The sequence below is a fragment of the Pseudonocardia cypriaca genome (assembly GCF_006717045.1).
GTDB lineage: Bacteria > Actinomycetota > Actinomycetes > Mycobacteriales > Pseudonocardiaceae > Pseudonocardia > Pseudonocardia cypriaca.
In genome coordinates this window covers 1,579,498-1,602,637 of the sequence record NZ_VFPH01000001.1, presented here as the reverse complement: position 1 = coordinate 1,602,637, position 23,140 = coordinate 1,579,498, and the positions used below count along the sequence as shown (strand labels likewise).

Here is a 23,140-nt window from a genome sequence, read left to right as displayed (position 1 = left end):
GTCACCCGTAATGGGCGCCGCCTGAAGCCCATCGGACGCGAGTGCCGTTCGTAGGAGCCCGCCAGTTGACGGGGTTGGCGCGATCCTCGACCGCGCTCCGCCTTGATCGCTCGGAGCTGCACGACCCCTGGCCCCGCTCGCCCTCGCGGCTTCACCCACTGGGACTCCGGTTGGCGTGCGCCCTGCGAGATGCTCGCCTTGCCTCCCGGACCTGCGACGAGCACGTCCCGGGGGATGCACGGCGACAATCCAGTGGTCACCCATGGAACCGGGGTCGGGACCACCGGATAGTTGCGTGGGCACCCGAGGGTGACGGTCTCGTCGTGAACGGGCGTGCCCCCAAGTCGGGGACGGCCGCCCGCGCAACCACGGAATTCGGTAGTCACCCAACGCAGCCATCTCCGGATGTGCGCGGGCGATGCGACCGAGGAGGACTAGGCACAAGGCCGGGAGCGATCCGCGACGGCATCCGGTGCAGGGGTGTCGGGAACGGCGCGCCAAGCCGAGGCTCTGATGATCGCGCCCCATGATCGTCGCGACATGCGACTCATCGCCCCCACCAGGACGATCCGCCTCACCTCGGACCGATCACGCGGCCTTGATCGCCGCGAGATCACGCTTTGTGCCCTCGACAGGGCGATCCGCGCCATCCCGGACCGATCACGAGCGTGCTGATCCATCCGAGACCCGATCCCGTCTCAGGGGTGCGGGTTGCGGGGGCGCGGTTGGCAGCGGGGGCAGCTGTAGGAGCTGCGGTTCATGAACGGGTCGCGCCGGATCGGGGTGCCGCAGCGCGGGCACGGGCGGTCGGCCTGGCCGTACACCGCGAGCGAGCGGTCGAAGTAGCCGGATGCCCCGTTCACGTTGACGTAGAGGGCGTCGAACGAGGTCCCTCCGGCGGTCAGCGCCTCCCCCATGACGGCCGTGGCCGCACCGAGCACGGCCCGTCCCTGCCCGCGGGTGAGCCCCTCGGTGGGGCGGGTGCCGTGCAGTCGGGCGCGCCAGAGGGCCTCGTCCGCGTAGATGTTGCCGATGCCGGAGACCACGGTCTGGTCGAGCAGTGCGCGCTTGAGGCCGGTGCGGCGGCGGCGGATGGCGGCGACCGCCTCGTCCATGTCGAACGCGGGGTCCATCGGGTCGCGGGCGATGTGGGCGACGGGAGCGGGGACCAGTCCCCCGCCTGCCGCCGGCACCAGGGGGTGCACCGACAGCCCACCGAACGTCCGCTGGTCGACGAACCGCAGCTCCGGGCCGGAGTCGGCGAACCGCAGCCGGACGCGCAGGTGCGTCTCGTCAGGGCGGTCCGCGTCGGCGACGAGCATCTGCCCGCTCATGCCGAGGTGCGCGAGCACCGCGTCCTCGCCGTCGTCGGCGTGGTCGAGCTCGAGCCACAGGTACTTCCCGCGGCGGCGGGCGCCGGTGATCGTGCGGCCGAGGAGGCGGGCGGCGAAGTCGGCGGCGCCCTCGGCGTGCCGGCGTACGGCGCGCGGGTGCGCAACGCTGACCTCTGCGACCTTGCGGTCGATGACGTGCTCGGCGAGGCCGCGACGAACGACCTCCACCTCGGGCAGCTCGGGCACCTGCGGAGGCTAGTTCCGGCCCGACTCGCCGCCGGCGGCGGCCTCTGCCGTGAGGGTGCGCCAGGCGAGCTCGGCGGCCTTCTGCTCGGCCTCCTTCTTCGTGCGCCCGACCCCGGAGCCGAGCTCGCGGCCCGCGACCACGGCCGTGGCCGTGAACTCCTTGAGGTGGTCCGGCCCGTCCTCGGCGATGCGGTACTCGGGCACGCCGAGTTCCGCGGACGCGGTGAGCTCCTGCAGGCTGGTCTTCCAGTCCAGACCGGCGCCGAGCAGCGGGGCACCCTGCAGCAGCGCGTCGAACAGCCGGTGGACCAGCTCGCGGGCGGTGTCGAGACCGTGCTCGAGGTAGACCGCGCCGATCAGCGCCTCGGTGGCGTCGGCGAGGATGCTCGCCTTCTCCCGGCCACCGGTCATCTCCTCGCCCCGGCCCAGGTAGAGGTGCGCGCCGAGCCCGTTGTCCCCGAGGGTGGCGGCCACGCCCGCGAGGGCGTGCATGTTCACGACGCTCGCCCGCAGCTTGGCGAGCTGCCCCTCGGGCAGCTCGGGGTGGTCGCGGTACAGCCGCTCGGTGACGATGATCGAGAGCACCGAGTCGCCGAGGAACTCCAGCCGCTCGTTGGTGGGCAGTCCGCCGTTCTCGTACGCGTACGAGCGGTGGGTGAGCGCCAGGGTGAGGAGCTCCTCGGAGACCTTCACACCCAACGACGCGAGAAGGGGCCCGCGGTCATCCGCGAGCCCCTGTGGGGCGCGTTCCGCCATCCGCCCGTCGTCAGGCCGGGGTGACGACCGGGCGGCCGTCGTAGGTGCCGCAGGTGGGGCAGGCGACGTGCGGCGGCTTGGTGGCCCGGCAGGCCCGGTTGGAGCAGGCGACGAGGGTGGGAACAGCGGCCTTCCACTGCGCCCGGCGCGAGCGCGTGTTCGACCGCGACATCCGGCGCTTCGGAACAGCCACGTGAGATCTCCTAGCAGTGTGTGCGGGGTCAGTCGGCGGACAGGTGCTCCTTGAGAGCGGCCCACCGAGGATCCAGTGTCTCATGCCCGTGGTCGGGCGCGAGGTCGGCCCACTTCTCCCCGCAGTCGGGGCACAGGCCGCGGCAGTCGTCGCGGCAGAGCGGGGCCAGCGGCAGGGCGAGCACCACGGCGTCGCGCACGATCTGCTCGACGTCGACCAGCTCGTTCACCACCCGCGGCAGCTCGTCGGCGTCGGTGGTCTCGTCGGTGAGGCTGTCCGGGTAGGCGAACAGCTCCGACAGCTCCACGTCGAGCTCGTCCGAGAGCGCGTCGAGGCAGCGGGCGCACTCCCCGGACAGCGGCGCGCGCACCGTGCCGGAGACGTACACGCCCTCCGTGACCGACTCCAGCCGCACCTCGAGCTCGATCGGTGCGCTCTCCGGGACGGCGATGGTCTCCAGCCCGAGGCGGGCCGGTCCGACGGGCGCCGGGATGCGCCTGCTGTAGGCGCGCATGGTGCCCGGGCGCCGCCCCAGCTCCCGTGTGGTGAAGACCCACGGGCTGGCCGGATCGGGGTGGCCGGGGTGGGGGTGGTGCGTGGTCACGAGTTCCAGGGTAGGCCTGTCGCGCAGCCGGGCGGCGGACCGCTACCTTCCGGGGCGTGCCCTTGATCCAGACCTGCACCGTCGAGGACCCGCTGCACGGCGTGGTGATCGTCCACACGGACATCGACCGGGGGTGGATCGAGGTGGCGGGCGACGGCTTCCCGGCGGTGCACCTGCGCCGGTCCGACACGGCCGAGGTCTCCCAGTACGTGCCGATCGGCACCCGCGACCCCGAGCACCTCACCCTCACCGTCGAGGGGGCGCGTGCCGCGCTCTCCCCCGGCCGGGGCCGGTTCACGCGCGGCTCGTTCCGGGTGGACGCGCACGTGGACGGCGTCCACTACGCCTTCCGGCCGTCGGACGAGGACGGCAGCCGCCTATCCCGGGACGGCCAGCGGCTCGGTGACCTCATGCTGGAACCGGAAACGGTGGAGCTGATGGCCGTCTGGACGCCGGGCGCGGAGGTGCGCCGGCAGGACGCAGCCGTCGGCTACGCACTGGCGACCGCCTTCGGGACGGGGGCCGAGAGCACCCTGACGATGCTGGTCAACACGTTCAGCTGGGCGTCGTACCACAACTGATCGCGGCTCCCCTCAGAGCTCGCCGAACGGGGCCGCGTAGCGGAAGGTGCCGCGCAGCTGCGGCCGGTACGCGGTGAGCGTGCGGGCCTGGAAGTGCGGCGCCCAGTCGGGCACCTCGGGGTCGATACCCAGCTCGGCAGCGGGGCGGAACCCGAACCGCGGGTAGTAGTCGGGGTGCCCGAGCAGCACCACGACGCCCTCGTCGAGCGCGTCTGCCGCGCCGAGCACCGCGTGCATCAGGGCGCTGCCGACCCCGCGGCGCTTGTGGGCCTCCCGCACGCCGAGCGGACCGAGGCCGAGCGCGGGCAGCTCGTCAGGACCGAGCGTGGCCCGCGTGACGCACACGTGCCCCACCACGGCACCGTCGACCTCGGCGACGAGCGACAGCGGCGGCAGCCACGCCTCGCTCGCCCGCAGGGCGTCGACGAGCCCCGGCTCGACGGGGGTGGCGTCCGGGTACATCGGGGCGAACGCCTCGGCGTGGACGTCGGCGATGGCGGGCACATCACCCGGCAGCTCACGGCGGATCAGCACCGGGACAAGATCCAGGTCGGGCGAGGGGCACGCAAGCGGATTGCTACCCGATGTCGCGCAGCTGCGGCCACAGCTGCGACCAGGGGATGCGCCGCTCGCGGACCAGCCAGACCGGCTCGCCCTGCTCGTCGTTGTCCAGGCCGACCCCGTTGTCGATGCGTGCGGCGAGCTCGACCCGGCCGAACCACTGGCGCAGCCGCGCCTCGTCCACGCCGACGACGATCAGGGTCGCGGCGTCCTCGGGCGGCGGACCCCAGGCCCAGTACGCGTTGTGGCCGCTGTGGGCGGGCGCGAGCGCGGGCAGGAACCGGTCGACGGCGCCCGCCTCGCCGTAGTTCCCGGTGAGCACCGCGACGCGCTCGCCTGCGGGCACCCGCTCGTGCACGGCGGCGACGGTCGCGGCGAACTCGGGCCAGCCGACGGTCTCCCCCGCGTCCGAGCTGACGTCCGGCACCGGGGTGCGGGCCAGGTCGCCGACCGGGACGAGCGGCAGCATGAGGAACGCCGACATCGCGAGGCTCAGCGCGAGGGCGGCCACCAGCAGGCCGGACCGAACCCGGCGGGCGCCGCGGGCCGCCCAGGCGACCACGGCCGGCGCGCCCGCCGCGAGCAGCAGGGGGAAGAAGCCCGCCAGGTAGTAGGGCTTGCCGCCCGTCACCAGGAACAGCACGGCCACCAGCACGTAGGCCACGGCGAACGACCGCCACGTGCGCAGCGCCGGGTCGCGGGCCAGGCGCCACCAGCCCAGCACCCACACCGGCACGAGCAGGGGACTCACGAGGACCAGCTGGAACGGCACGAACAGGTACCACGGCTCGCTGCTGGCGGAGCTGCCGCCCGCGATCGCGCCGGCCAGCGTGAACACCGGGAACCCGTTCGCGGCCTGCCAGGCCAGGTTCGGCGCCCAGATCGCGAGCGCCCCTGCGGTGCCGAGCCACGGCCACACGCTCGCCAGCGCCGCCCGCGGCCCGACCGCCAGCACGCCGACGAGAACCCCCGCGAGCAGCACCAGCGGCAGTGACTTGTTCTGCAGGGCGAGACCGGCCACTGCGCCGGTGGCGAGCCAGATCGGACCGCCGTCGCGCAGCGAGCGCGCCAGCAGCCACGTCAGGGCGGTCCAGGCGAGCAGGTCGAACGTGGTGGTCGACAGCAGGTGCCCGACGGCCAGCAGCACCGCCGAGACGCCCATGCTCGCCGCGGCCAGCAGCTGCGCCCCTCGCCCGCCGCCCAGCTCACGGGCGATCAGGCCGGTGAGCAGCACCACGAGGGCCGAGGCGAGCACCGAGGGCAGGCGCAACCCGGTGAGCGAACCGGGCAGCAACGCGTCCATCGCGCGGGCCAGCAGCGGAGTGAGCGGCGGCTGGTCGACGTAGCCGAAGGCCGCCTCCCGCCCGGCACGCAGGAAGTACAGCTCGTCGCGGTGGTACCCGTAGCGGCCGGACGTGGCGAGCAGCAGGGCGGCCACCGCACCCGCGAGCGCGGCGAGCCCGCCCCACGCCACCCGGACCCGCGGCGGATCGATCACGCCGTGACGCTAGCGCGATCCCGCCACGGGGGACATCAGCCACCGCCGCCGGGGCCACCTCCGCCGCCGTCGCCACCGGCTGCGGCCGGCGGGGGCGGGAGCAGGAGCTCCTGGCCCTCCCGGAGACCGGAGAGCACCTGCGTGTACTCGTCGCCGACCGCACCGGCCTCGAACGGCGTCGGGACCGGCTGGTTGTCGTCGCCGCGGACGTCGACGATGGTGGTCGACCCTTCGCGCCGGACCGTGGCCGACGGCACGCGTAGCGCGTTGTCCACCGACTCGACGATGACGTTGGCCAGTGCGGTCTGGCCGTCGCGCAGCCGGGTGTCGCTGCCCTCGCGCAGCACGATCGTGGCGTTGTACTGCACGATCCCGGACGACGGGGTGCCCGCGGGCGCGATCGCCAGCACGGTGGCAGGCGCGCGGAGGTCGGGAAGTGCGTCGACCGTGACCTCCACCGGCTGGTTGACGGCGATGCGCGCGGCGTCCGACTCCTCGAACGGCACGACCAGCTGGAACGAGTCGACGTTGTTCAGCACCATGAAGGCGCCTGCGGTCGACCCGCCGCTGCTTCCGGAGCTGCTGCTGGAGGCCAGCTCGCTGGTCTCGGGGAGCGTCGCCGTGCTGCCGGGCGCGACCGGCGTGGTGCCGGTCGCCTCGCCCACGAACTCGCCGACCCGCCCGTTGATCGCGGACACGACGCCCGCGACCGGGGCGTACAGCACCGTGTTGTCGACGTCCTGCTGCGCGACCCGGGCGGCCGCCTGCGCGTTGCGCAGCTGCGCCCGCCGGACCTCGATGTCGGCCGGCCGGTCGTTGCGCGCCGCGCCGCTGTCGTTCTCCGCCGAGATGACGGTCTGCTGCTCCCGCTCGATCGTCACCTGCCCGGCCGCCCGGTCGACGTCCTCGCGGTGCTTCGCCTCGTCCAGCGCGGCCTCCGACTGGAGGACCGTGCGCTTCGCGTTGTCGACGGCGGTGCGGTCGGCGTCGAGCCGTTCACAGGCGCCGGCAGGGGTCGTGCTCTGCGAGATGCCCTCCACGCGGAACGAGGCACCCTCCACGCGGGAACCGCTGTCCTCGTCGTCCGAGTCACCCTCTGCGGCGGGGGGGTTGGTCGACGAGCTCGGCGGCCTCGTCGTCGTGGGCGGCGGGCTGTCGTCCCCGTCCTCGCACGCGTCCTCGTCCCGGCGCAGCGTGTCCTGGGCGCGGTCGAGCACCTTCTTGTCGAATTCGAGCTGGTCCCGCGCCCGGTTGGTGGCCGAGCGGTTCAGGTCGTTGGTCTCGTCGACCTGCTTCTTGACCGCATCGAGGATCTCCCGCGCCTGGTCGAGCGTGCGCCCGGTGGCGTTCACGCGGTTGCCGCCCGTGGCCCGGTCCAGCTCGGCCTGCGCCTCCGCGACGCTCGCCTGCTGCTGCTGGAGGGTCTGGCGGAGCGCGAAGTCGTCGATGCGGGCGAGCTCCTGCCCGGGCACGACCCGGTCGCCGACGCCGACGAGCACCTGCGTGATCTGCCCGCGCCTGGGGAAGCCGAGCGTCTGCTCGGAGATCGCGACGAGGTTCCCCGACGCCGACACGGTCGTCTGCACCGGCCCCCGGTCCACGCGCAGCGTGGGCGGTGGCGGCGTCTCCGCGGTGCAGCCCGCGAGGGCCAGCACCGCGGCCGCACCGATGGCGCATGCCGCCCAGGCGCGCCGACCGGTCGTTCGGGACATGGGAGCTCCTGCCTTGGTCACTTCTGGTCCGACTCTCGCGCGGGTCATTGGTATCGGAGGGCCTCGATCGGGCGCAGGCGCGACGCGCGGTGGGCGGGATAACCACCCGCGATCAGGCCGATGAGCAAGCTGAACGTGAACGACAGGACGATCGAGCCCGGGTCGACCGACGGCGCCGGGAAGTCGGGGAACACCTGCGGGAGGACCGCGGCCCCGGTGAGCGAGAGACCCACACCGAGCGCGATCCCGATCAGCCCACCCAGCCCGGACAGGAACACCGACTCGAGCAGGAACTGCCCGAGGATCACGCGGGGCCGGGCGCCGATCGCCTTGCGGATGCCGATCTCCCTGGTCCGCTCCGTGACCGTCACCAGCATGATGTTCGCGACGCCGATGCTGCCGACGATCAGCGAGATCCCGGCGACGGCGGCGGTGAACAGCGTCAGGAACGACAGGAACTGCGTGGCCTCCTGGATCTGCTGCTGCAGCGCCTGCACGTCGAAGTCGCGCTTGGCGGGGTCGCGGATGTTGTGGCGGTCGGACAGGACCTCGGTGATCTGCTCCGCGGCCGCCGTCACCGCCTCGGCCGACCGCGCCCGGACGATGATGGTGTCCAGCTCGTCCTCGCCACCGGTGAGGTAGCTGCGGGCCGCGCCGATCGGCATGATCGCGACGTCGTCCTGCTGGCCCGTCGCCTCGACGGTGCCGATCACCCGGAACACCGCTCGGCCGATCCGGATCTCCTGGTTCAGCGCGGCCGTCGCGTTGCCCCCGAACAGCTGCGTGACCGTCTCCGGGCCGAGCACCACCACCTTGGCGTTGGTGCGGACCTCCTGCTCGGTGAAGGCGCGCCCCGCCGTCAGCTCCCGGTCGGTGATCCTGAGGTAGTCGGCCGTGGTGCCCGTGACGGAGGTGCGGTACTGCTGGCCGTCGCGCTGCAACAGGGCGGCGCCGCCCACGATCGGGGTCACCGAGGCCACGTCGGGCGCGTTCCTCGGGTTGGCGATCGCCTCCATGTCGTTCTCGGTGAGATCGCGGGCCTGGCCACCACCGGGCACCCCGCCCTCGGTCGGCTGCACGGTGATCTGGGTGTTGAGCGATCCGAACTGCTCGTTGAACCCCGCCTGGATCCCGTTGCCGAGCGCCGTGAGCAGGATGACCGCCGAGACACCGATGATGATGCCGAGAGTGGTGAGTGCCGAGCGCAGCTTGTTGGCCCGCAGGCCGCGCAGCGCGATGCGCACGACCTCCCAGATCACGACGCGACCAGTTGCTTCTGCCGTACGTCCCGGACGATGCTGCCGTCGCGCAGCTCGATCACGCGCTTGGCGAACTCCGCGACCTCCGGCTCGTGCGTGATCAGCACGACGGTGCGGCCCGTGTCGTTCAGCTCCTCCAGCAGCCGCATGATCTCGACCGTCGAGGTGGTGTCCAGGTTCCCGGTCGGCTCGTCGGCGAGGATGATCGCCGGGTTGGTGACGAGCGCCCGCGCCACCGCGACGCGCTGCTGCTGCCCACCGGAGAGCTCGTTGGGCAGGTGGTCGGCCCGCTGCCCGAGCCCCACCCGCTCCAGCGCGGCCCGTGCGCGTGCCCTGCGGTTGGACCGCTCCCCCGCGTAGATGAGCGGCAGCTCCACGTTGCGCAGCGCGGAGGTCCGCGGGATCAGGTTGAACGACTGGAACACGAAGCCGATGCGGGTGTTCCGGATGGCCGCCAGCTTGTTGTCGCGCAGCTTGCTGACGTCGATGCCGTCGAGGGTGTAGCGGCCGTCGGTCGGCACGTCGAGGCAGCCGAGGATGTTCATCATCGTGCTCTTGCCGGACCCGGACGGCCCCATGATGGCGACGAAGTCGCCCTCCTCCACCAGGAGGTCGACCGGGCCGAGGGCCCGGACCTTCACGTCGCCGTTGCCGTAGATCTTGGTGACGCCCTCGAGCTCGATCATGATTCCCCCCTGCAGGCAGTCGTCCCCGAAGACCACCTCGTCCCTCAACGATGGACCAGGATCCGGGGTACGCCGTACTCATAATTTGCCACGAGTGACCCCGACCACGTCAGGCGGGTCTCAGGAACGCGGCGGCGGACCGGTGTAGACGGCGCGCGGCCGCAGGATCCGATCGCGTGCGTACTCCTCCATCCCGTGCGCCAACCAGCCCGCGGTGCGGGCCACCGCGGCTATCGCCGCACCTGCCCCCGGCACCATGTCCGCTGCGCGCGCGAGGCACGCCACCGCGAGGTCGGCGTTGGGCGCTGGCAGCTTGCGGCGTCCGGCCTCGGCGATGACGGCCTCGGCGGCCGCCAGCCGCTCGTCCCCCGGCACCGCTTCCCGCAGCAGCTCCATCAGGCGCACACCGCGACGGTCGGCACCCGGGTAGACGCGGTGTCCGAGACCGGGGATGCGCTCGCCGCGGCGCAGGCGGTCGGCGATCACGCGCGCCGCCCGGGACGGCTCCCGCACCTCGTCGAGCATCCGCTCCGCGGAGAGCGAGGCGCCACCGTGCAGCGGGCCGGAGAGCACCCCGAGCCCGGCGAGCACCACGGCGTACGGGTCGGCCCGCACCGAGGCCGCCACGCGGGCGGCGAGCGTGGAGGCGGCCAGCTCATGGTCGGCGAGCAGCACCATCGTGGCCTCGAGGACGTCGAGCAAGCCGTCCGGCGGGCGCGTGGTGAGCCGGCACCAGAGCCGCCGCGCGACCGAGCCGTCGAGCCGCGAGCCGCCCTCGGGGATCGGCAGGCCCTCGACCAGCCCGGCCACGATGGTCTGCCCGGCAGCGACCACAGCGGGCGGGTCGAGCTGGAAGCGGAGCGGGTCGAGACCGGCCAGCACGGTGACGATCACCGGCATGCGGTCGAGCGGCAGCAGGTCATCGGGCAGCCCGCGCTGTGCGTCGCGCGCCGCGGCCGCCGCATCGGGTGCCACCTGCCAGCGCTGCACCGGATCCGTCAGGGCCTCCGGCTCCCCCGTCCAGAGCCAGGCGGCCACCTGCTCGTATCGGGCGGCGCCGGCCAGCGCCAACACGTCGTGTCCGCGGTAGTAGGGGCGGCCACCGACGAGCGCCGTGATGCCCGACTCGACCACCAGCTCGGTCTCGGGCGCACGCCGCGGCCTGCCCCGGCGGGCGAGCAGCTCCACCTCGGCGGCGTCGAACGTGCTCCGCCGCCCGTCGCTCCTGCGACGGAGGACTCCCCGGCTGACGTAGGCGTACAGCGTGGCCGGCTTGACCCCGAGGCGGCGCGCGGCCTCCGCCGCGTCGATCTCCTCCACACCCACCCCTGTGTATTGACTAAAATCAATATTGATACACGTTGAAGACGTGTGTCAACGTCGCCGTATGCCACGAGTGCATTTCCTGGACGTCACCAACCGCGACGGCGTGCAGACCGCACGCATCGGCCTGTCCAAGTTCGGCAAGACGGTGGTCAACTGGTACCTGGGCCGGCTCGGGGTGGCGCAGTCCGAGATCGGCTTCCCGTTCCTCCACCACGAGGTGCCCTACGTCCGGGCGCAGGTGGCGTTGGAGAAGGCGGGCGCGTTCGGCGACCTGCGCCTCGCCGGCTGGTGCCGCGGCGTTGCGGCGGACGTCGAGAAGGCCGTGCCGCTCGGCCTGCGGCACTACAACCTGTCGATCTCCACGTCCGACTACATGATCAAGAACAAGTTCCGCGGGAAGCTGGACCGCGACGCGATCATCCGGGAGACCACCGCGGCCGTCCGCGTCGCGAAGCAGGGCGGGGCCGAGACGGTTGGCGTGAACGCCGAGGACGGCTCCCGCACCGACGACGGCTTCCTCCTGGAGTTCGCCCTCGCCGCGAAGGAGGCGGGCGCCGACCGGGTGCGCTACTGCGACACGATCGGCGGCGACACCCCCGGCCGCATCCGGGAACGGTTCGCCGGGCTCGCCGCCGGTTCCGGCATGCCCGTGGAGACGCACTGCCACAACGACCTCGGCATGGCCGTCGCCAACTCCGTGTCAGGGGCGCTCGGCGACCTCGACGCCGGGCAGGACGCCTGGATCAACACCTGCGTCAACGGCATCGGGGAGCGCTCGGGCAACGCCGACCTCCTATCGACGATCCTCGCCTTCGAGCACGGCTTCGGCGTCGACGCCGAGATCGGCGACGCCCTCGACCTCCGCTGGGCCCGCCGTTTCGCGCTGTGGGCGAGCTACGCGTTCGGCCAGCCACTCCCCCACAACCAGGTGGGCGTGGGCCGCAACGCCTTCGCGCACGAGTCGGGCATCCACGCCGACGGCGCGCTCAAGGACCACGGCAACTACGAGCTGTACGACGAGGCAAGCCTCGGCCCGTTCCCCGACGACTGGCACGCGCGCTCCGGCCGGGTCGTGCTCACGGGCGAGTACGGCGGCAAGGCCGGGTTCCGCCACGTCATGGAGGGCCTCGGCCTCGAACCGGTCGACGAGGAGCGCTCGTTCGAGCTGGTGCAGCTGTGCAACGCGATGACCGGCCGCCCCCTGACCGACGACGAGCTGCGCCTGATCGCCACCTACCCCGCAGAGCTCTCGCTGCTGTTCCCGGGCCGGCTCGACTGACCGCGGCCGACCGCTACGGCCTGGAGTGCGCCCGGTCCCGCGTGGCGGCGACCGGGCGGCGCGCCCAGTAGCCGGCGAGGATCGACCCGCTGACGTTGTGCCACACCGAGAACACGGCAGCGGGCAGCGCCGCGACCGGGTTGAAGTGGGTGGTGGCGAGACTCGCGGACAGGCCCGAGTTCTGCATCCCGACCTCGATGGAGATGGCCCGGCGGGCGGTCTCGTCGAGCCCGGCGAGCCGGGCGGCGAGGTACCCCAGCCCCAGGCCGAGCACGTTGTGCAGCACGACGGCGACGCCGATCACGAGCCCGGACGCCAGCAACGCCGACGCGCTGCCCGCGACCACCGCCATGACCACCGCGGTGATCCCGACGACCGACACGAGCGGGAGCGCGGGCACGACCTTCTCGACCTGCCGCTCCGCGAACCGCCGCAGCAGGAACCCGAGCACCACGGGCACCAGCACGATCTGCACGATCGACAGGAACAGCGCCCCGGGCTGCACGGGCAGGAACCGACCGGCCAGCAGCAGCACGAGCATCGGCGTGACCAGCGGCGCGAGCAGCGTCGACGCCGATGTCATCGCCACCGACAGCGCGGTGTCGCCCTTGGCGAGGAAGACCATCACGTTGGACGCCGTGCCGCCCGGCGCGCACGCCACGAGGATCACGCCGACGGCGAGCTCCGGGCTCAGGGGCAGCGCCGTGGCCAGCAGCCAGCCGAGCCCCGGCATGATCACGAACTGGGCGACGACACCGATGACGAAGGCGACGGGGCGGCGCGCGACGTAGGCGAAGTCGACCGGCCGCAGCGTCAGCCCCATGCCCAGCATGATCAGCGCCAGCAGCCACGGCACCGCGGCGGACCAGCCGCGGAAGGCGCCGGGGACGGCCAGCGCGATCGCCCCGGCCACGATCACGACCAGCGGGAACCACCGGCCGGCGAGCTCGCTGACCTGCTGCAGACGGCGCACGCGTCGCCCCTCCTTCCACGGCCGCGCCCGACGCCCGGCCCGTGGTCACCATACGTAACCGCGATCGGGGCTCCAGCCGGTCCCGCTCCGGCAAGCGCTTGCCAAACCCTCTTGTGCGCCGCGACCGTCGCCAGTAGCGTGACCTTGTTCCGTCGTGCGGAACTTAGTTCCATAATCATGCCGACAAGGGAGTCCGCCATGGGTCGAAGGAAGGCAGCCGCGCTCGCGGGCGTGGCCGCGGCAGCGCTCCTGGTGAGCGCGTGCAGCGCCGGCACCGGGTCCCCCGGCACCGTCGGGGGCGGCGCGGCCGCGGGCGGCTCGGCCGCCGCGTCCGCCGAGACGGTGTTCCGGGTCGCGTTCAACCAGCCGGAGAACCACCCGCAGTTCATCGCCATGCGGGCCATGGGCGAGCGGCTCGCGGAGCGCACCGGCGGCCGGTACGGCATCGAGGTCTACCCCAACGAGACCCTCGGCGCCCAGCGCGAGACGATCGAGCTGGTCCAGTCCGGGGCGCTGGACATGTCGATGGTCGCCAGCCCGCTGCTGGAGAACTTCAACCCCGACTTCGTCGCCTTCAACCTGCCGTTCACGTTCGACTCGCAGGACCACCAGCGCCGGGCCGCCAACGACCCCGCGATCGTCTCCGAGCTCTACTCCTCGCTCGCCGGCCAGAACATCCAGGTGCTGGGCGCGTTCCACGGCGGCATCCGCTCGATGTACAACCCGCGGGGCCCGATCACGACGCCCGCCGACCTCGCCGGGATGAAGGTCCGCGTCATCGAGTCCGACACGAACATCGCGATGATCCGGCTGATGGGCGGCAGCGGCACGCCGATGGGGATGGGCGAGGTCTACACCGCCCTCCAGTCAGGCGTCATCGACGCCGCCGAGAACAACGAGCTGACCTACTTCAACTCCAAGCACTCCGAGGTCGCGCCGTACTACAGCTACACCCGCCACCTCATGCTCCCGGACTACCTGATCGTCAACCCGGCGGTCCTCGAGGGCATGTCCCCCGAGCACCGGGCAATCTTCACCGAGGAGGTGCGCGCCGCCATCGAGGAGGAGGGGCAGCTCTGGAAGACCGAGATCGCGAGGGTCACCCAGGCCGCGAAGGACGCGGGCGCGCAGTTCAACGAGGTGGACACCGAGGCGTTCGCGGCGGCGATCCGCCCGCTGGTCGACCAGAAGCTCACCAGCGACGTCGCCCGCCGGATCCACGAGCAGGCCCGCGCGGCCGCCTCGGCCGGCTGATCGGGGTTCGACGATGACCGCCGTCAAGACGGCCCTCGACCGCGCGCTGACCGCGGTGTGCGTGGTGCTGTTCGCCGCGCTCGTGCTCGACGTGACGTGGCAGGTGTTCTCCCGGCAGGTCCTCGGCAGCCCGAGCGGCTGGTCCGAGGAGCTCGCCAAGTACCTGTTCATCTGGCTGGGCCTGTTCGGCGCCGCGCTCGTGTTCGGCGAGCGCGGCCACGTCGCCATGGACGTGGTGGTGCGCCGCCTGTCCCGGACGGCACAGGTGGTGCTGGCGATCGCCGTCCAGCTCTCGATCCTGGCGTTCACCGCGCTCGCGCTGCTGTGGGGCGGGTTCCTGGTCTCGCAGCTGGCCTGGAACCAGAACCTGACCGGCCTGCCGATCACCGTGGGCCCGCTCTACCTGGCCCTGCCGATCAGCGGCGCCCTGATCGCCTTCTACACCCTCTTCCACCTGGTCCAGATCCTCACCGGCGCCGAGCGCCCGGTGGAGGACACCGAGCTCGAGCTCGTCTAGGGAGGAGAAGGAGCCTTGGACCCCGTCTCGCTCGCCGCCCTCCTGCTGCTGGTCGGGATCGCGGTGCTGCTCGTCATCGGCGCCCCGATCAGCGTGGCCGTCGGCCTGTCGTCGCTCGCGGCGATGTTCGTCTTCCTCGGCACCGAGGACGGCGTGCTCACCGCGGCCCAGCAGATCTTCCGCGGGATCAACTCGTTCCCGCTGCTCGCCATCCCGTTCTTCGTCCTGGCCGGCGTGATCATGAACAACGGCGGCATCGCACTGCGGCTGGTCGACGCCGCGAAGGTCCTGGTGGGCTGGGCACCGGGATCGCTTGCGCAGACGAACGTGGCGGCCAACGCCCTCTTCGGGGCCGTCAGCGGCTCCGGGGTGGCGGCGGCCGCCGCGGTCGGCGCCGTGATGACACCCCTGCAGGAGAAGGAGCGCTACGACCGCAGCTTCGCCGCAGCCGCCAACGTCGCCTCGGCGCCGTCGGGAATGCTCATCCCACCGAGCAACCTGATGATCGTCTACTCCCTGGTGTCGGGCACGTCGGTCGCCGCGCTGTTCGTCGGGGGCTACCTGCCCGGCATCGCATGGGCGCTGGTCTGCATGGTGTGCGTGCACCTGTACGCCCGCAGTCGACCCGAGCTGCGGATGACCGGCCGGATCGGCCTCGCGCAGTCGCTCAAGGTGCTGCTGGACGCGGTGCCGGCGCTGCTGCTGATCGTGGTGGTGATCGGCGGGATCCTCGCGGGCCTCTTCACCGCGACCGAGGCGTCCTGCATCGCCGTGCTGTACGCCTTGCTGCTGTCGTTCCTCTACCGGGCGATCTCCGTGCGGCAGCTGCCGGGAATCCTCATCGACGCCGCGAAGACCACGGCCGTCGTCATGTTCCTGATCGGCGTCTCGACGGTCATGGGCTTCGTCCTGTCCTTCGCCCGGGTCCCGCAGACGGTTTCCGAGGGGCTGTTCGGCCTCACCACGAACCCGGTGCTGATCCTGCTGCTCATCGCGCTCGTGCTGCTGGTCGTCGGCTGCTTCATGGACGCGACGCCCGCGGTGCTGATCTTCACGCCGATCTTCTTGCCGATCGTCGAGAGCTTCGGGATCCACCCGGTCCACTTCGGGATCATGATCGTGCTCGGCGTCTGCATCGGCACCATCACACCGCCGGTCGGCACGATCCTGTTCGTCGGCGCGAAGGTAGCCGACCTCGGGATCGAGCCCGTCGTCCGCAGGCTCGTCCCGTTCTTCGCCGCCCTCGTCGTCGTGTTCATCGTCGTGATCTTCACGCCGGGGCTGTCGCTCTGGCTGCCCGGCCTGCTGGGCCTCCTCTAGGAGAAAGGACATCCATGGAGCAGCGCTACGCCACCTCCCCGGAGCAGATCCCCGGGATGGACACCGCACAGCTGCGCCGCCGCTACCTCGTCGAGGACCTGTTCGTCGCCGACGAGGTGCGCGCCGTCTACACCCACCACGACCGGGTCGTGCTCGCCGGCGTCCAGCCGGTGACCGACGCCGTCGCGCTTCCCGGGTTCCCGGAGATCCGCAGCGACCACTTCTTCGAGCACCGCGAGGCCGGGATCGTCAACGTCGGTGGGGCCGGCACGATCACCGTGGACGGCAGCGACCACAAGGTCGGCAAGGGCTCGTGCCTCTACGTCGGCCGCGGCGCGCAGGAGGTGGCGTTCGCGTCCGCGGACGGCGCCGACCCGGCGCGGTTCTACCTGTTCTCCGCACCGGCGCACACCGCGTACCCGACCACGCTCGTCGAGGCGGGTGGCGGCACGGTGCGCGAGCTCGGCGACGGCGTCACCTCCAACCGGCGCACCCTCAACCAGTACATCCACGAGAACGGCGTGCGCAGCTGCCAGGTCGTCATGGGCGTGACCACGCTGCACGACGGCAGCATGTGGAACACCATGCCGGCCCACACCCACGACCGGCGGATGGAGGCCTACCTGTACTTCGACCTGCCGGCCGACGCCCGGGTCGTCCACCTCATGGGCGAGCCGACCGAGACCCGGCACCTCCTGGTCGCGGACGGGCAGGCCGTGATCTCCCCCAGCTGGTCGGTGCACTGCGGGTTCGGCTCGGCCAGCTACAGCTTCGTCTGGGCGATGGCAGGGGAGAATCAGTGCTTCGACGACATGGACGGCGTCCCCATCACCGGGATGAGGTGACGCGCTGAGCCCGGACAGGTGAGACATGCCCCCCGAGACCCCTGCCACCGGTGAACGTGCGAGCGCGAGCGAGAAGACCCTGCTCGTGCTGTCGGCGGTGCTGAGCCATCCACGGTTCACCGACGTGGTGGAGGCGACCGGGCTGGCGAAGGCCACCGTGCACCGGATCCTGTCCACCCTGGTGGACCGGGGGTACGTCGCCGTGGGCCCGGACGGGCAGTACCTGCCGGGACCCACGATCCTGTCGCTCGCCGGGCGCGCGCTGCAGCAGATCGACATCTCGGCGATCGCCCAGCCGATCGTCGACGAGCTGGTGGCCCAGGTGCACTGCACGGTGCACGTGGGTGTCGCGAACGGCGACGAGATCATCTACCTGATCCGCGCCGACTCGGACAAGCCCTACCGGATGCCCTCCCGGGTGGGCCTGGCCATCCCGATGCACTCCTCGGGCATCGGGAAGGTCGTGCTCTCCGGTTTCACCGACGAGGGGCTGGCCCGCTACGCGGAACGCACCGGGCTCGCGCCCCGCACCGAACGCACGATCACCGACCTGGAGACCCTGCGCCGGGTCGTCGCCACCGTGCGGGAGCGCGGTTTCGCCGAGGACGACGGGGAGAACGCCCCGGGCGTGCGCTGCGTCGCGGCGCCCGTGCGGGACCACACCGGAACCATCAAGTACGGGCTGAGCATCTCCACGCTCGGCCTCGAGCACACGCCCGAGCAGGTCGCGGCGATGGCGCCGTACGCCGTCGCGGCCGCCGACAAGATCTCGGCCGCGCTCGGACACACCCCCTGACGAGTAGGAGCACCACGTCGCCATGACCCACGCGACCACCCCCGCCGCCTACGCGGAGAGCCTCTTCGGCCTCGAGGGCCGGCTGGCCGTGGTGACGGGGGCGAGCCGCGGGATCGGCTTCGCCGTCGCGGACTGCCTCGCCGCGGCGGGCGCCGACGTCATCGGCGTCGGCTCCGGTCGCCCGGACGGCGACAGCGAGGTCCGGGCGGCCGTCGAGGGACGCGGCCGGAAGTTCATCGCCCTGTCGGCCGACCTCGCCGACCGCGAGCAGGTCGCCGCGCTCGCCGCGGACCTCGCCGCCCGCGACGTCGACATCCTGGTCAACAACGCGGGCACGATCCGGCGCGCTCCCGCTGCCGAGCACCCCGACGCGGACTTCGACCACGTCGTCGACGTGAACCTGCGGGCCACGTTCGTACTAGCCCGCGATGTCGGGCGGGCGATGGTCCGCCGCCGCCGCGGCAAGATCGTGAACACCGCCTCGATGCTCAGCTTCCAGGGCGGGGTGCTGGTGCCCGGCTACGCCTCGTCCAAGTCGGCAGTGGCCGGGCTGACCAAGGCGCTGGCCAACGAGTGGGCCGGCAAGGGGGTCAACGTCAACGCAGTGGCGCCCGGCTACGTCGCCACGGCGAACACGCTCGACCTGCGCGAGGACCCGGTGCGCAGCCGAGCCATCCTCGAGCGCATCCCGGCCGGGCGCTGGGCCGAGGCCACCGACATCGCGGGCGCCGTGCTGTTCCTCTGCTCCCGCGCCGCCGACTACGTCCACGGAGCGGTGCTCCCGGTGGACGGGGGCTGGCTCGCCCGCTGACCTGCGGGTTTCGCGATCACGAGTCGATGGAGGAGGGAGGCGGGGCCTGGCTGTTCGTGATCGTTGCGAGAAGGGGACGTGGATGTTCGAGCATCACCGGAACGGAATGAGGAAAGCGACTTGAGCCTGTTCGCCGTGTTCTACACCTATGCCGATGGTTCGGACGACAAGCGGGACGAGCACCGGCCCGTCCACCGGGCCTTCCTGCGGGAGCTGCACGAGGCCGGGAAGCTGAAGGTGTGCGGACCGTGGGGCCCCGAGGAGGCCCCGGGCGGGATGCTCATCTTCGAGGGCGAGAGCGCGGCCGAGATCGGCGAGCTGCTCGACCGCGACCCGTTCGCGGAGGTCGGGGTGGTCGCGGAACGCTCGATCAAGTCCTGGGGGATCGTCATCGGCGAGCTCGGCTGACCGTCGGTGCCGGCGTGCTCGGGCCGCACCACCGCCGCTGAGCACGCCGGCGAGCTCGCCCGTCCCATACCGGTACGGGGCGGTCGCACGATCGGCACTCTCGTGCGACGGGTCTGGACGAGAGTGCCGATCGTGCAGTTCGCTGCTCCCACGAGGCGAGAGGAGCGTGGCGTGGACGAGCGCGACGGCGTGGAGGAGTTCGGGTACCGGCAGGAGCTCAAGCGGTCGCTCACCTTCACCGACCTGCTGGTCTACGGCCTGATCTTCATGGTGCCGATCGCGCCGTTCGGCATCTTCGGCAGCGTCTTCCAGGCCTCCGGCGGGATGGTGGCCCTGGCCTACGCCATCGGGATGCTGGCGATGGCCTTCACCGCGGCCTCGTACTCGCAGATGGCCAGGGCCTTCCCGATGGCCGGCTCGGTCTACACCTACGCGGGGCGGGGCATCGCGCAGCCGGTCGGGTTCCTGGCCGGCTGGATGGTGCTGCTGGACTACGTGCTCGTACCGGGCCTGCTGTACCTCATCGCGGGCATCGCGATGAACTCGATCCTGCCCGCGGTTCCGGTCTGGTTGTGGATCGTCGCGTTCGTCGTGCTGAACACGGTGGTCAACTACCTCGGCATCGAGATGACCGCGCGGGTCAACAAGATCATGCTCGTCGCGGAGCTCGTGGTGCTCGCGATCTTCCTCGTCATCGGGATCGTCGCGCTGGCGAGCGGCGCCGGACGCGGGTTCGACTTCAGCCCGGTCTACGACAGCAGCACGTTCTCGCTCGGCCTCGTGTTCGGGGCCGTCTCGATCGCCGTGCTGAGCTTCCTCGGGTTCGACGGGATCTCCACGCTCGCCGAGGAGAACCGGGAGTCGGCGCGCTCGCTGGGCAAGGCGATGATCGGTGCGCTCGCGCTGGCCGGCACGCTGTTCATCGTGCAGACCTGGGTCGCGGCGCTGCTCGTCCCGAACCCGGAAGCACTGGTCGCCGACGGTGACCCGGGAGGCACGGCGTTCTACGACGCAGCGGCGGTGGCCGGTGGCGCGTGGCTCGCCTCGCTCACCGCCGTCGCCACCGCGATCGCGTGGGGCTTCGCCAACTCCCTCGTCGCGCAGGCCGCGACCTCCCGGCTGCTCTACGCCATGGCCCGCGACCGGCAGCTGCCCGCGCTGCTGGCCAGCGTGCACCCGGTCCGCCGGGTGCCGGTGAACGCCACGCTGCTGGTCGCCGCCGTCTCGCTCGTCCTCGGCATCGCCATGAGCGCCCGCGAGGACGGCATCACGCTGCTGTCCACCCTGGTCAACTTCGGCGCGCTGTCGGCGTTCCTCGTGCTGCACGTCTCGGTTGTCGTGCACTACGCCGTCCGGCAGCGCAGCAGCGACTACTGGCGCCACGTCGCCGTGCCGGTGATCGGGTTCGCGATCCTCGCGTTCGTGGTGGTGAACGCGCAGGTCGCAGCGCAGACCCTGGGCTTCGCCTGGCTCATCGTCGGGGGCGTCCTGCTCGCCGTCCTGCTGGCGACCGGACGCCGGCCGCCCGTGATCAGCTGACCTTCCGGAGGCGGGACCCCGCCCGCGCCGGACCGATCCACGGGTGCGCGATGGGCGCGCGGGACGGCGTGCGAAGCTGGAGCGGCACGCCAGGGCGAACCGGGCGTGATCCGGCGCACAGGCACTGGGCGAGCCGCCACCGAGCCGTCCACCGTCCGATCGCCCCGTACCGGGGCGACCAGGACGTGGCCGACGGGGGAGGGACCTGGATGGACGCAACCGGCGCGGGCACCAGCACCGGGCAGCCCACCGGGTCCTCCGATGTCACCGGGAGTGGCGAGGACGTCACCGCTGGTTCATCCCGCCCGGCCGGGCCTGCCGACCCCACCGGGCCGCTGCCCGCCCACAAGCCCGCCGATCCCACCGGCCCGTTGCCCGCCCAGGAGGCCGGCTCCTGGTTCGCCCCCGGCGCCGAGGACACGGCGGCGCAGCCCGTTGTCCCGACGGGGTCCCCGGCGTCCTGGTTCGCGACCGGACCGCTCCCCGCTGTCCCCACCGCACCTGACACGGCCACCCCCGACAACGCCGCACCCGACAACCCGGCACCACAGAGCGCAGCACCCGCCGCCGTGCCCGCTCCCCCGGCAGCAGCGGGGACACCCGCCGGCCTCTTCGACCCGAGCCTCACCGCTACGGCCCCCAGCACGCCCCCTGCCGGTCTCTTCGAGTCCGCGAACGGCGGGCCCGCGGCTGCTGTGCCCGCGACCGCGCCGCATCCCGCCGTGCCCCCGGTGACAGGAGCCGTGCCGCCCGCGGCCCCGCCGACCCGACCCGTCGGTCACATCTCCCCAGCCCCGGCGCCCGCAGCCGCACCACCGACCCGACCCGCCGGCCCCGTCGCCCCGGCGACCGGCCCCATGCCCGTGGTCGCTCCACCTCCTCCGGCAGGTCCGGCCCACGCCGAGCCCCCCGCGCCGACGGGCGCCGTCCCGCTCGTCGGTCCATCGCCGCAGAACGGCCACCCGGCCGCCACGCCGCCACCGGTCGGGCCACGGCCGCCCGCTCCGACCGGGCCGCCTGCGGCACCGACCTCGCCCGCCGGTGCGGCCGACCTCTTCACCCCGGCCGCACCGCCGCCCAGCCCCGGGCCGCAGGCGGCTGCTCCGGTCCCACCGGCAGACCTCTTCGCGCGGGCGAACCCGCCCGCACGTCCGGCGCCGCAGCGGTCGCCCGCCGGCCCCTCCGCCGCGCCCGCAGCGCCGTCCCCCGCCCCGCCGGCCCCGGCCCCCGTCGACGCACTGACGTACCCGGTGGACGCCACGGGTCCCATGCCGGCGATCAGCGCGCCGACCGAGGTCGCAGCGCCCACGGCGACCCCGGCCGCCGCCGCCCCGCCGCCGCCCGCCCCCGCGCCTCAGCCGCCCGCCCCCGCGCCTCAGCCGCCCGCCCCCGCGCCTCAGCCGCCCGCCCCCGCGCCTCAGCCGCCCGCCCCCGCGCCTCAGCCGCCCGCCCCCGCGCCTCAGCCGCCCGTCCCCGCGCCGAAGCCGCGTACGGACGCCTGGTCGTTCGACCCGGAGCCGCCGCGGCCACCTCGCACGGACTCCTGGTCGTCGCCCTCGGACGACAGGCGTGGCGGCGCGCAGTCGTGGCCGCTCCCCAGGCCCACCGGCGGCGGCCATGCCCCGACCGTGACCGTGGTGCCCGGGCTGAGCGGGACCACCCCGCCTGCGAAGCGGCGGGCGTGGCCGCTCACCGTCGTCGGGGTCCTCGTGGCCGTCGCCGCCGGGATCGCGCTGGTGTTCTCGGTGGCCCGCACGAACCCCGCCGACCTCGCCGCCACCGCCGCCACCGACGCGGGCAGCTGGCCGGGCGCCCGCTACCAGGGCGAAGTCGCCGCGAACGACGGCGGCGAGATCCGGTTCGACCTCACGGTCACTCCCGAGGGCGGCTCGGGCACCCTGTCGCGTGACGGCGGAGGGGCCACCGCGGAGCTGCTCTGGGACCAGGGCGGCGCGCTGATCCGCGCCAACCGGGAGTGGTGGCTGTACCACCACCCGACCCGGGCCGACGACCTCGCCGGTATCTGGGTGGCCGAACCGTCCACCGAGCTGCAGGAGATCGGCCCGGTCCTGCACCTGAGCGGGCCAGCGCTCGCCGCGTACGTGCGCGGGGAGCAGCCCGCGCAGTGGCAGGCCCTCGAGCAGCAGCTCGTCGACGGGCGGTCCGGGATCGTGCTGTTCGACGGCGCCCGGCGCGTCGTCGTCGGCAGTGAGGACTCGCACCCGCTGTTCGCCGTCGACGTCGCGCCGAACGCGAAGACGCCGCCGGTGCCGGTCGGCAGGCCGACCGACGAGGAGATCGCAGCGGTGGCCGGTGCCGCCGCCCGGGTGCGGCAGGAAGCGGCACCGAAGACGCTGGCCCAGCTGCTGCAGGAGCGCCCGAACGTCGGGATCCAGCTCCAGCCGGATCCGCTCTGCGTCGCGGAGACGTGCAACGTCACCGTCACGGTGACCAACTCCGGCACGGCGCCCGCGCGCGGCCACCTCGAGGTGTCCGCCGACGGCAAGGTCGTTGCGAACCACCCCCTGGACGTCCAGCCGGGCCAGGTGGCGACGTTCACGGCCACCGCGCCGAACCCGCAGTTCGCCCAGCCGGGCGCCACCGGCCGGATCCTGTGGGAGACGCGCGCCGTGGACGACTGA

General features: G+C 72.8%; 23 protein-coding genes. 11 read left to right on the top strand and 12 right to left on the bottom strand.

Annotated features, from left to right (window positions below):
* Positions 1 to 698 precede the first annotated feature (698 nt).
* From mutM to FB388_RS07520, 4 genes are read right to left on the bottom strand one after another with little or no spacing between them, the layout of a single operon-like run.
* Complete coding sequence (gene mutM / locus FB388_RS07535) at positions 699 to 1,580, bottom strand: bifunctional DNA-formamidopyrimidine glycosylase/DNA-(apurinic or apyrimidinic site) lyase (RefSeq protein ID WP_142098747.1); 882 nt, start codon at positions 1,578 to 1,580, stop codon at positions 699 to 701.
* A 9-nt stretch (positions 1,581 to 1,589) separates the two neighbouring features.
* Complete coding sequence (gene rnc, locus FB388_RS07530) at positions 1,590 to 2,336, bottom strand: ribonuclease III (protein WP_142098744.1); 747 nt, start codon at positions 2,334 to 2,336, stop codon at positions 1,590 to 1,592.
* A 10-nt stretch (positions 2,337 to 2,346) separates the two neighbouring features.
* The gene (gene rpmF, locus FB388_RS07525; RefSeq protein WP_075949936.1) at positions 2,347 to 2,529 is read right to left on the bottom strand and encodes a 50S ribosomal protein L32; all 183 of its coding nucleotides are present in this window, start codon (positions 2,527 to 2,529) and stop codon (positions 2,347 to 2,349) included.
* Between the two features lie 28 nt (positions 2,530 to 2,557).
* Positions 2,558 to 3,133 (bottom strand): YceD family protein, encoded by a 576-nt coding sequence (locus FB388_RS07520; protein ID WP_425468530.1) that lies wholly within the window; start codon positions 3,131 to 3,133, stop codon positions 2,558 to 2,560.
* A 56-nt stretch (positions 3,134 to 3,189) separates the two neighbouring features.
* Here FB388_RS07520 and FB388_RS07515 point away from each other — a divergent pair, with 56 nt between their 5' ends.
* Positions 3,190 to 3,714 carry a hypothetical protein gene (locus tag FB388_RS07515; protein ID WP_142098741.1) on the top strand — a complete coding sequence of 175 codons (525 nt, stop codon included), beginning with the start codon at positions 3,190 to 3,192 and terminating at the stop codon, positions 3,712 to 3,714.
* Positions 3,715 to 3,726: 12 nt separating this feature from the next.
* Here FB388_RS07515 and FB388_RS07510 read toward each other — a convergent pair whose 3' ends face one another.
* The 6 genes from FB388_RS07510 to FB388_RS07485 all read right to left on the bottom strand — a co-directional run bounded on the left by FB388_RS07510 (position 3,727) and on the right by FB388_RS07485 (position 10,750).
* Positions 3,727 to 4,248, bottom strand: coding sequence for a GNAT family N-acetyltransferase (locus tag FB388_RS07510; RefSeq protein WP_142098739.1), 522 nt, complete (start codon positions 4,246 to 4,248; stop codon positions 3,727 to 3,729).
* A 43-nt stretch (positions 4,249 to 4,291) separates the two neighbouring features.
* On the bottom strand, positions 4,292 to 5,773 hold the full coding sequence (locus FB388_RS07505; RefSeq protein ID WP_142098736.1) for a glycosyltransferase family 39 protein: 1,482 nt from the start codon (positions 5,771 to 5,773) through the stop codon (positions 4,292 to 4,294).
* 35 nt (positions 5,774 to 5,808) lie between these two features.
* Entirely contained in the window at positions 5,809 to 7,485 is a 1,677-nt protein-coding gene (locus FB388_RS07500; protein ID WP_170225514.1) for an efflux RND transporter periplasmic adaptor subunit, read from the bottom strand.
* A 44-nt stretch (positions 7,486 to 7,529) separates the two neighbouring features.
* Complete coding sequence (locus FB388_RS07495) at positions 7,530 to 8,744, bottom strand: ABC transporter permease (RefSeq protein WP_142098731.1); 1,215 nt, start codon at positions 8,742 to 8,744, stop codon at positions 7,530 to 7,532.
* Positions 8,741 to 9,430 carry an ABC transporter ATP-binding protein gene (locus tag FB388_RS07490; RefSeq protein ID WP_142098729.1) on the bottom strand — a complete coding sequence of 230 codons (690 nt, stop codon included), beginning with the start codon at positions 9,428 to 9,430 and terminating at the stop codon, positions 8,741 to 8,743. The genes FB388_RS07495 and FB388_RS07490 overlap by 4 nt, the downstream gene beginning before the upstream one ends.
* A gap of 120 nt (positions 9,431 to 9,550) precedes the next feature.
* Entirely contained in the window at positions 9,551 to 10,750 is a 1,200-nt protein-coding gene (locus tag FB388_RS07485; RefSeq protein ID WP_142098726.1) for a citrate synthase, read from the bottom strand.
* 67 nt (positions 10,751 to 10,817) lie between these two features.
* On the opposite strand from FB388_RS07485, the gene FB388_RS07480 reads away from it, so the two are divergent.
* The gene (locus FB388_RS07480; protein WP_142098723.1) at positions 10,818 to 12,035 is read left to right on the top strand and encodes a LeuA family protein; all 1,218 of its coding nucleotides are present in this window, start codon (positions 10,818 to 10,820) and stop codon (positions 12,033 to 12,035) included.
* A gap of 13 nt (positions 12,036 to 12,048) precedes the next feature.
* Here the strand turns inward: FB388_RS07480 and FB388_RS07475 are convergent, their stop codons facing one another.
* Entirely contained in the window at positions 12,049 to 13,008 is a 960-nt protein-coding gene (locus tag FB388_RS07475; RefSeq protein WP_142098720.1) for a bile acid:sodium symporter family protein, read from the bottom strand.
* A gap of 198 nt (positions 13,009 to 13,206) precedes the next feature.
* On the opposite strand from FB388_RS07475, the gene FB388_RS07470 reads away from it, so the two are divergent.
* The 8 genes from FB388_RS07470 (at position 13,207) to FB388_RS07435 (ending at position 20,498) form a co-directional block, all read left to right on the top strand.
* Positions 13,207 to 14,262, top strand: coding sequence for a TRAP transporter substrate-binding protein (locus FB388_RS07470; protein WP_142098717.1), 1,056 nt, complete (start codon positions 13,207 to 13,209; stop codon positions 14,260 to 14,262).
* Positions 14,263 to 14,275: 13 nt separating this feature from the next.
* Entirely contained in the window at positions 14,276 to 14,779 is a 504-nt protein-coding gene (locus FB388_RS07465; protein ID WP_142098715.1) for a TRAP transporter small permease, read from the top strand.
* 15 nt (positions 14,780 to 14,794) lie between these two features.
* Positions 14,795 to 16,099, top strand: a complete 1,305-nt coding sequence (locus FB388_RS07460; RefSeq protein ID WP_142098712.1) for a TRAP transporter large permease — start codon at positions 14,795 to 14,797, stop codon at positions 16,097 to 16,099.
* Positions 16,100 to 16,113: 14 nt separating this feature from the next.
* Positions 16,114 to 16,944, top strand: coding sequence for a 5-dehydro-4-deoxy-D-glucuronate isomerase (gene kduI / locus FB388_RS07455; RefSeq protein ID WP_142098709.1), 831 nt, complete (start codon positions 16,114 to 16,116; stop codon positions 16,942 to 16,944).
* 25 nt (positions 16,945 to 16,969) lie between these two features.
* Positions 16,970 to 17,740, top strand: a complete 771-nt coding sequence (locus tag FB388_RS07450; RefSeq protein WP_142098707.1) for an IclR family transcriptional regulator — start codon at positions 16,970 to 16,972, stop codon at positions 17,738 to 17,740.
* A 22-nt stretch (positions 17,741 to 17,762) separates the two neighbouring features.
* Positions 17,763 to 18,551 carry an SDR family oxidoreductase gene (locus FB388_RS07445; RefSeq protein WP_142098704.1) on the top strand — a complete coding sequence of 263 codons (789 nt, stop codon included), beginning with the start codon at positions 17,763 to 17,765 and terminating at the stop codon, positions 18,549 to 18,551.
* Positions 18,552 to 18,671: 120 nt separating this feature from the next.
* Positions 18,672 to 18,959 (top strand): YciI family protein, encoded by a 288-nt coding sequence (locus tag FB388_RS07440; RefSeq protein ID WP_142098701.1) that lies wholly within the window; start codon positions 18,672 to 18,674, stop codon positions 18,957 to 18,959.
* Between the two features lie 171 nt (positions 18,960 to 19,130).
* Complete coding sequence (locus tag FB388_RS07435; protein WP_211361811.1) at positions 19,131 to 20,498, top strand: APC family permease; 1,368 nt, start codon at positions 19,131 to 19,133, stop codon at positions 20,496 to 20,498.
* A gap of 778 nt (positions 20,499 to 21,276) precedes the next feature.
* On the opposite strand, the gene FB388_RS39840 is transcribed toward FB388_RS07435, so the two are convergent.
* Positions 21,277 to 21,807, bottom strand: coding sequence for a hypothetical protein (locus FB388_RS39840; protein ID WP_211361810.1), 531 nt, complete (start codon positions 21,805 to 21,807; stop codon positions 21,277 to 21,279).
* Positions 21,808 to 22,135: 328 nt separating this feature from the next.
* On the opposite strand from FB388_RS39840, the gene FB388_RS39835 reads away from it, so the two are divergent.
* Entirely contained in the window at positions 22,136 to 23,140 is a 1,005-nt protein-coding gene (locus tag FB388_RS39835; protein ID WP_211361809.1) for a hypothetical protein, read from the top strand.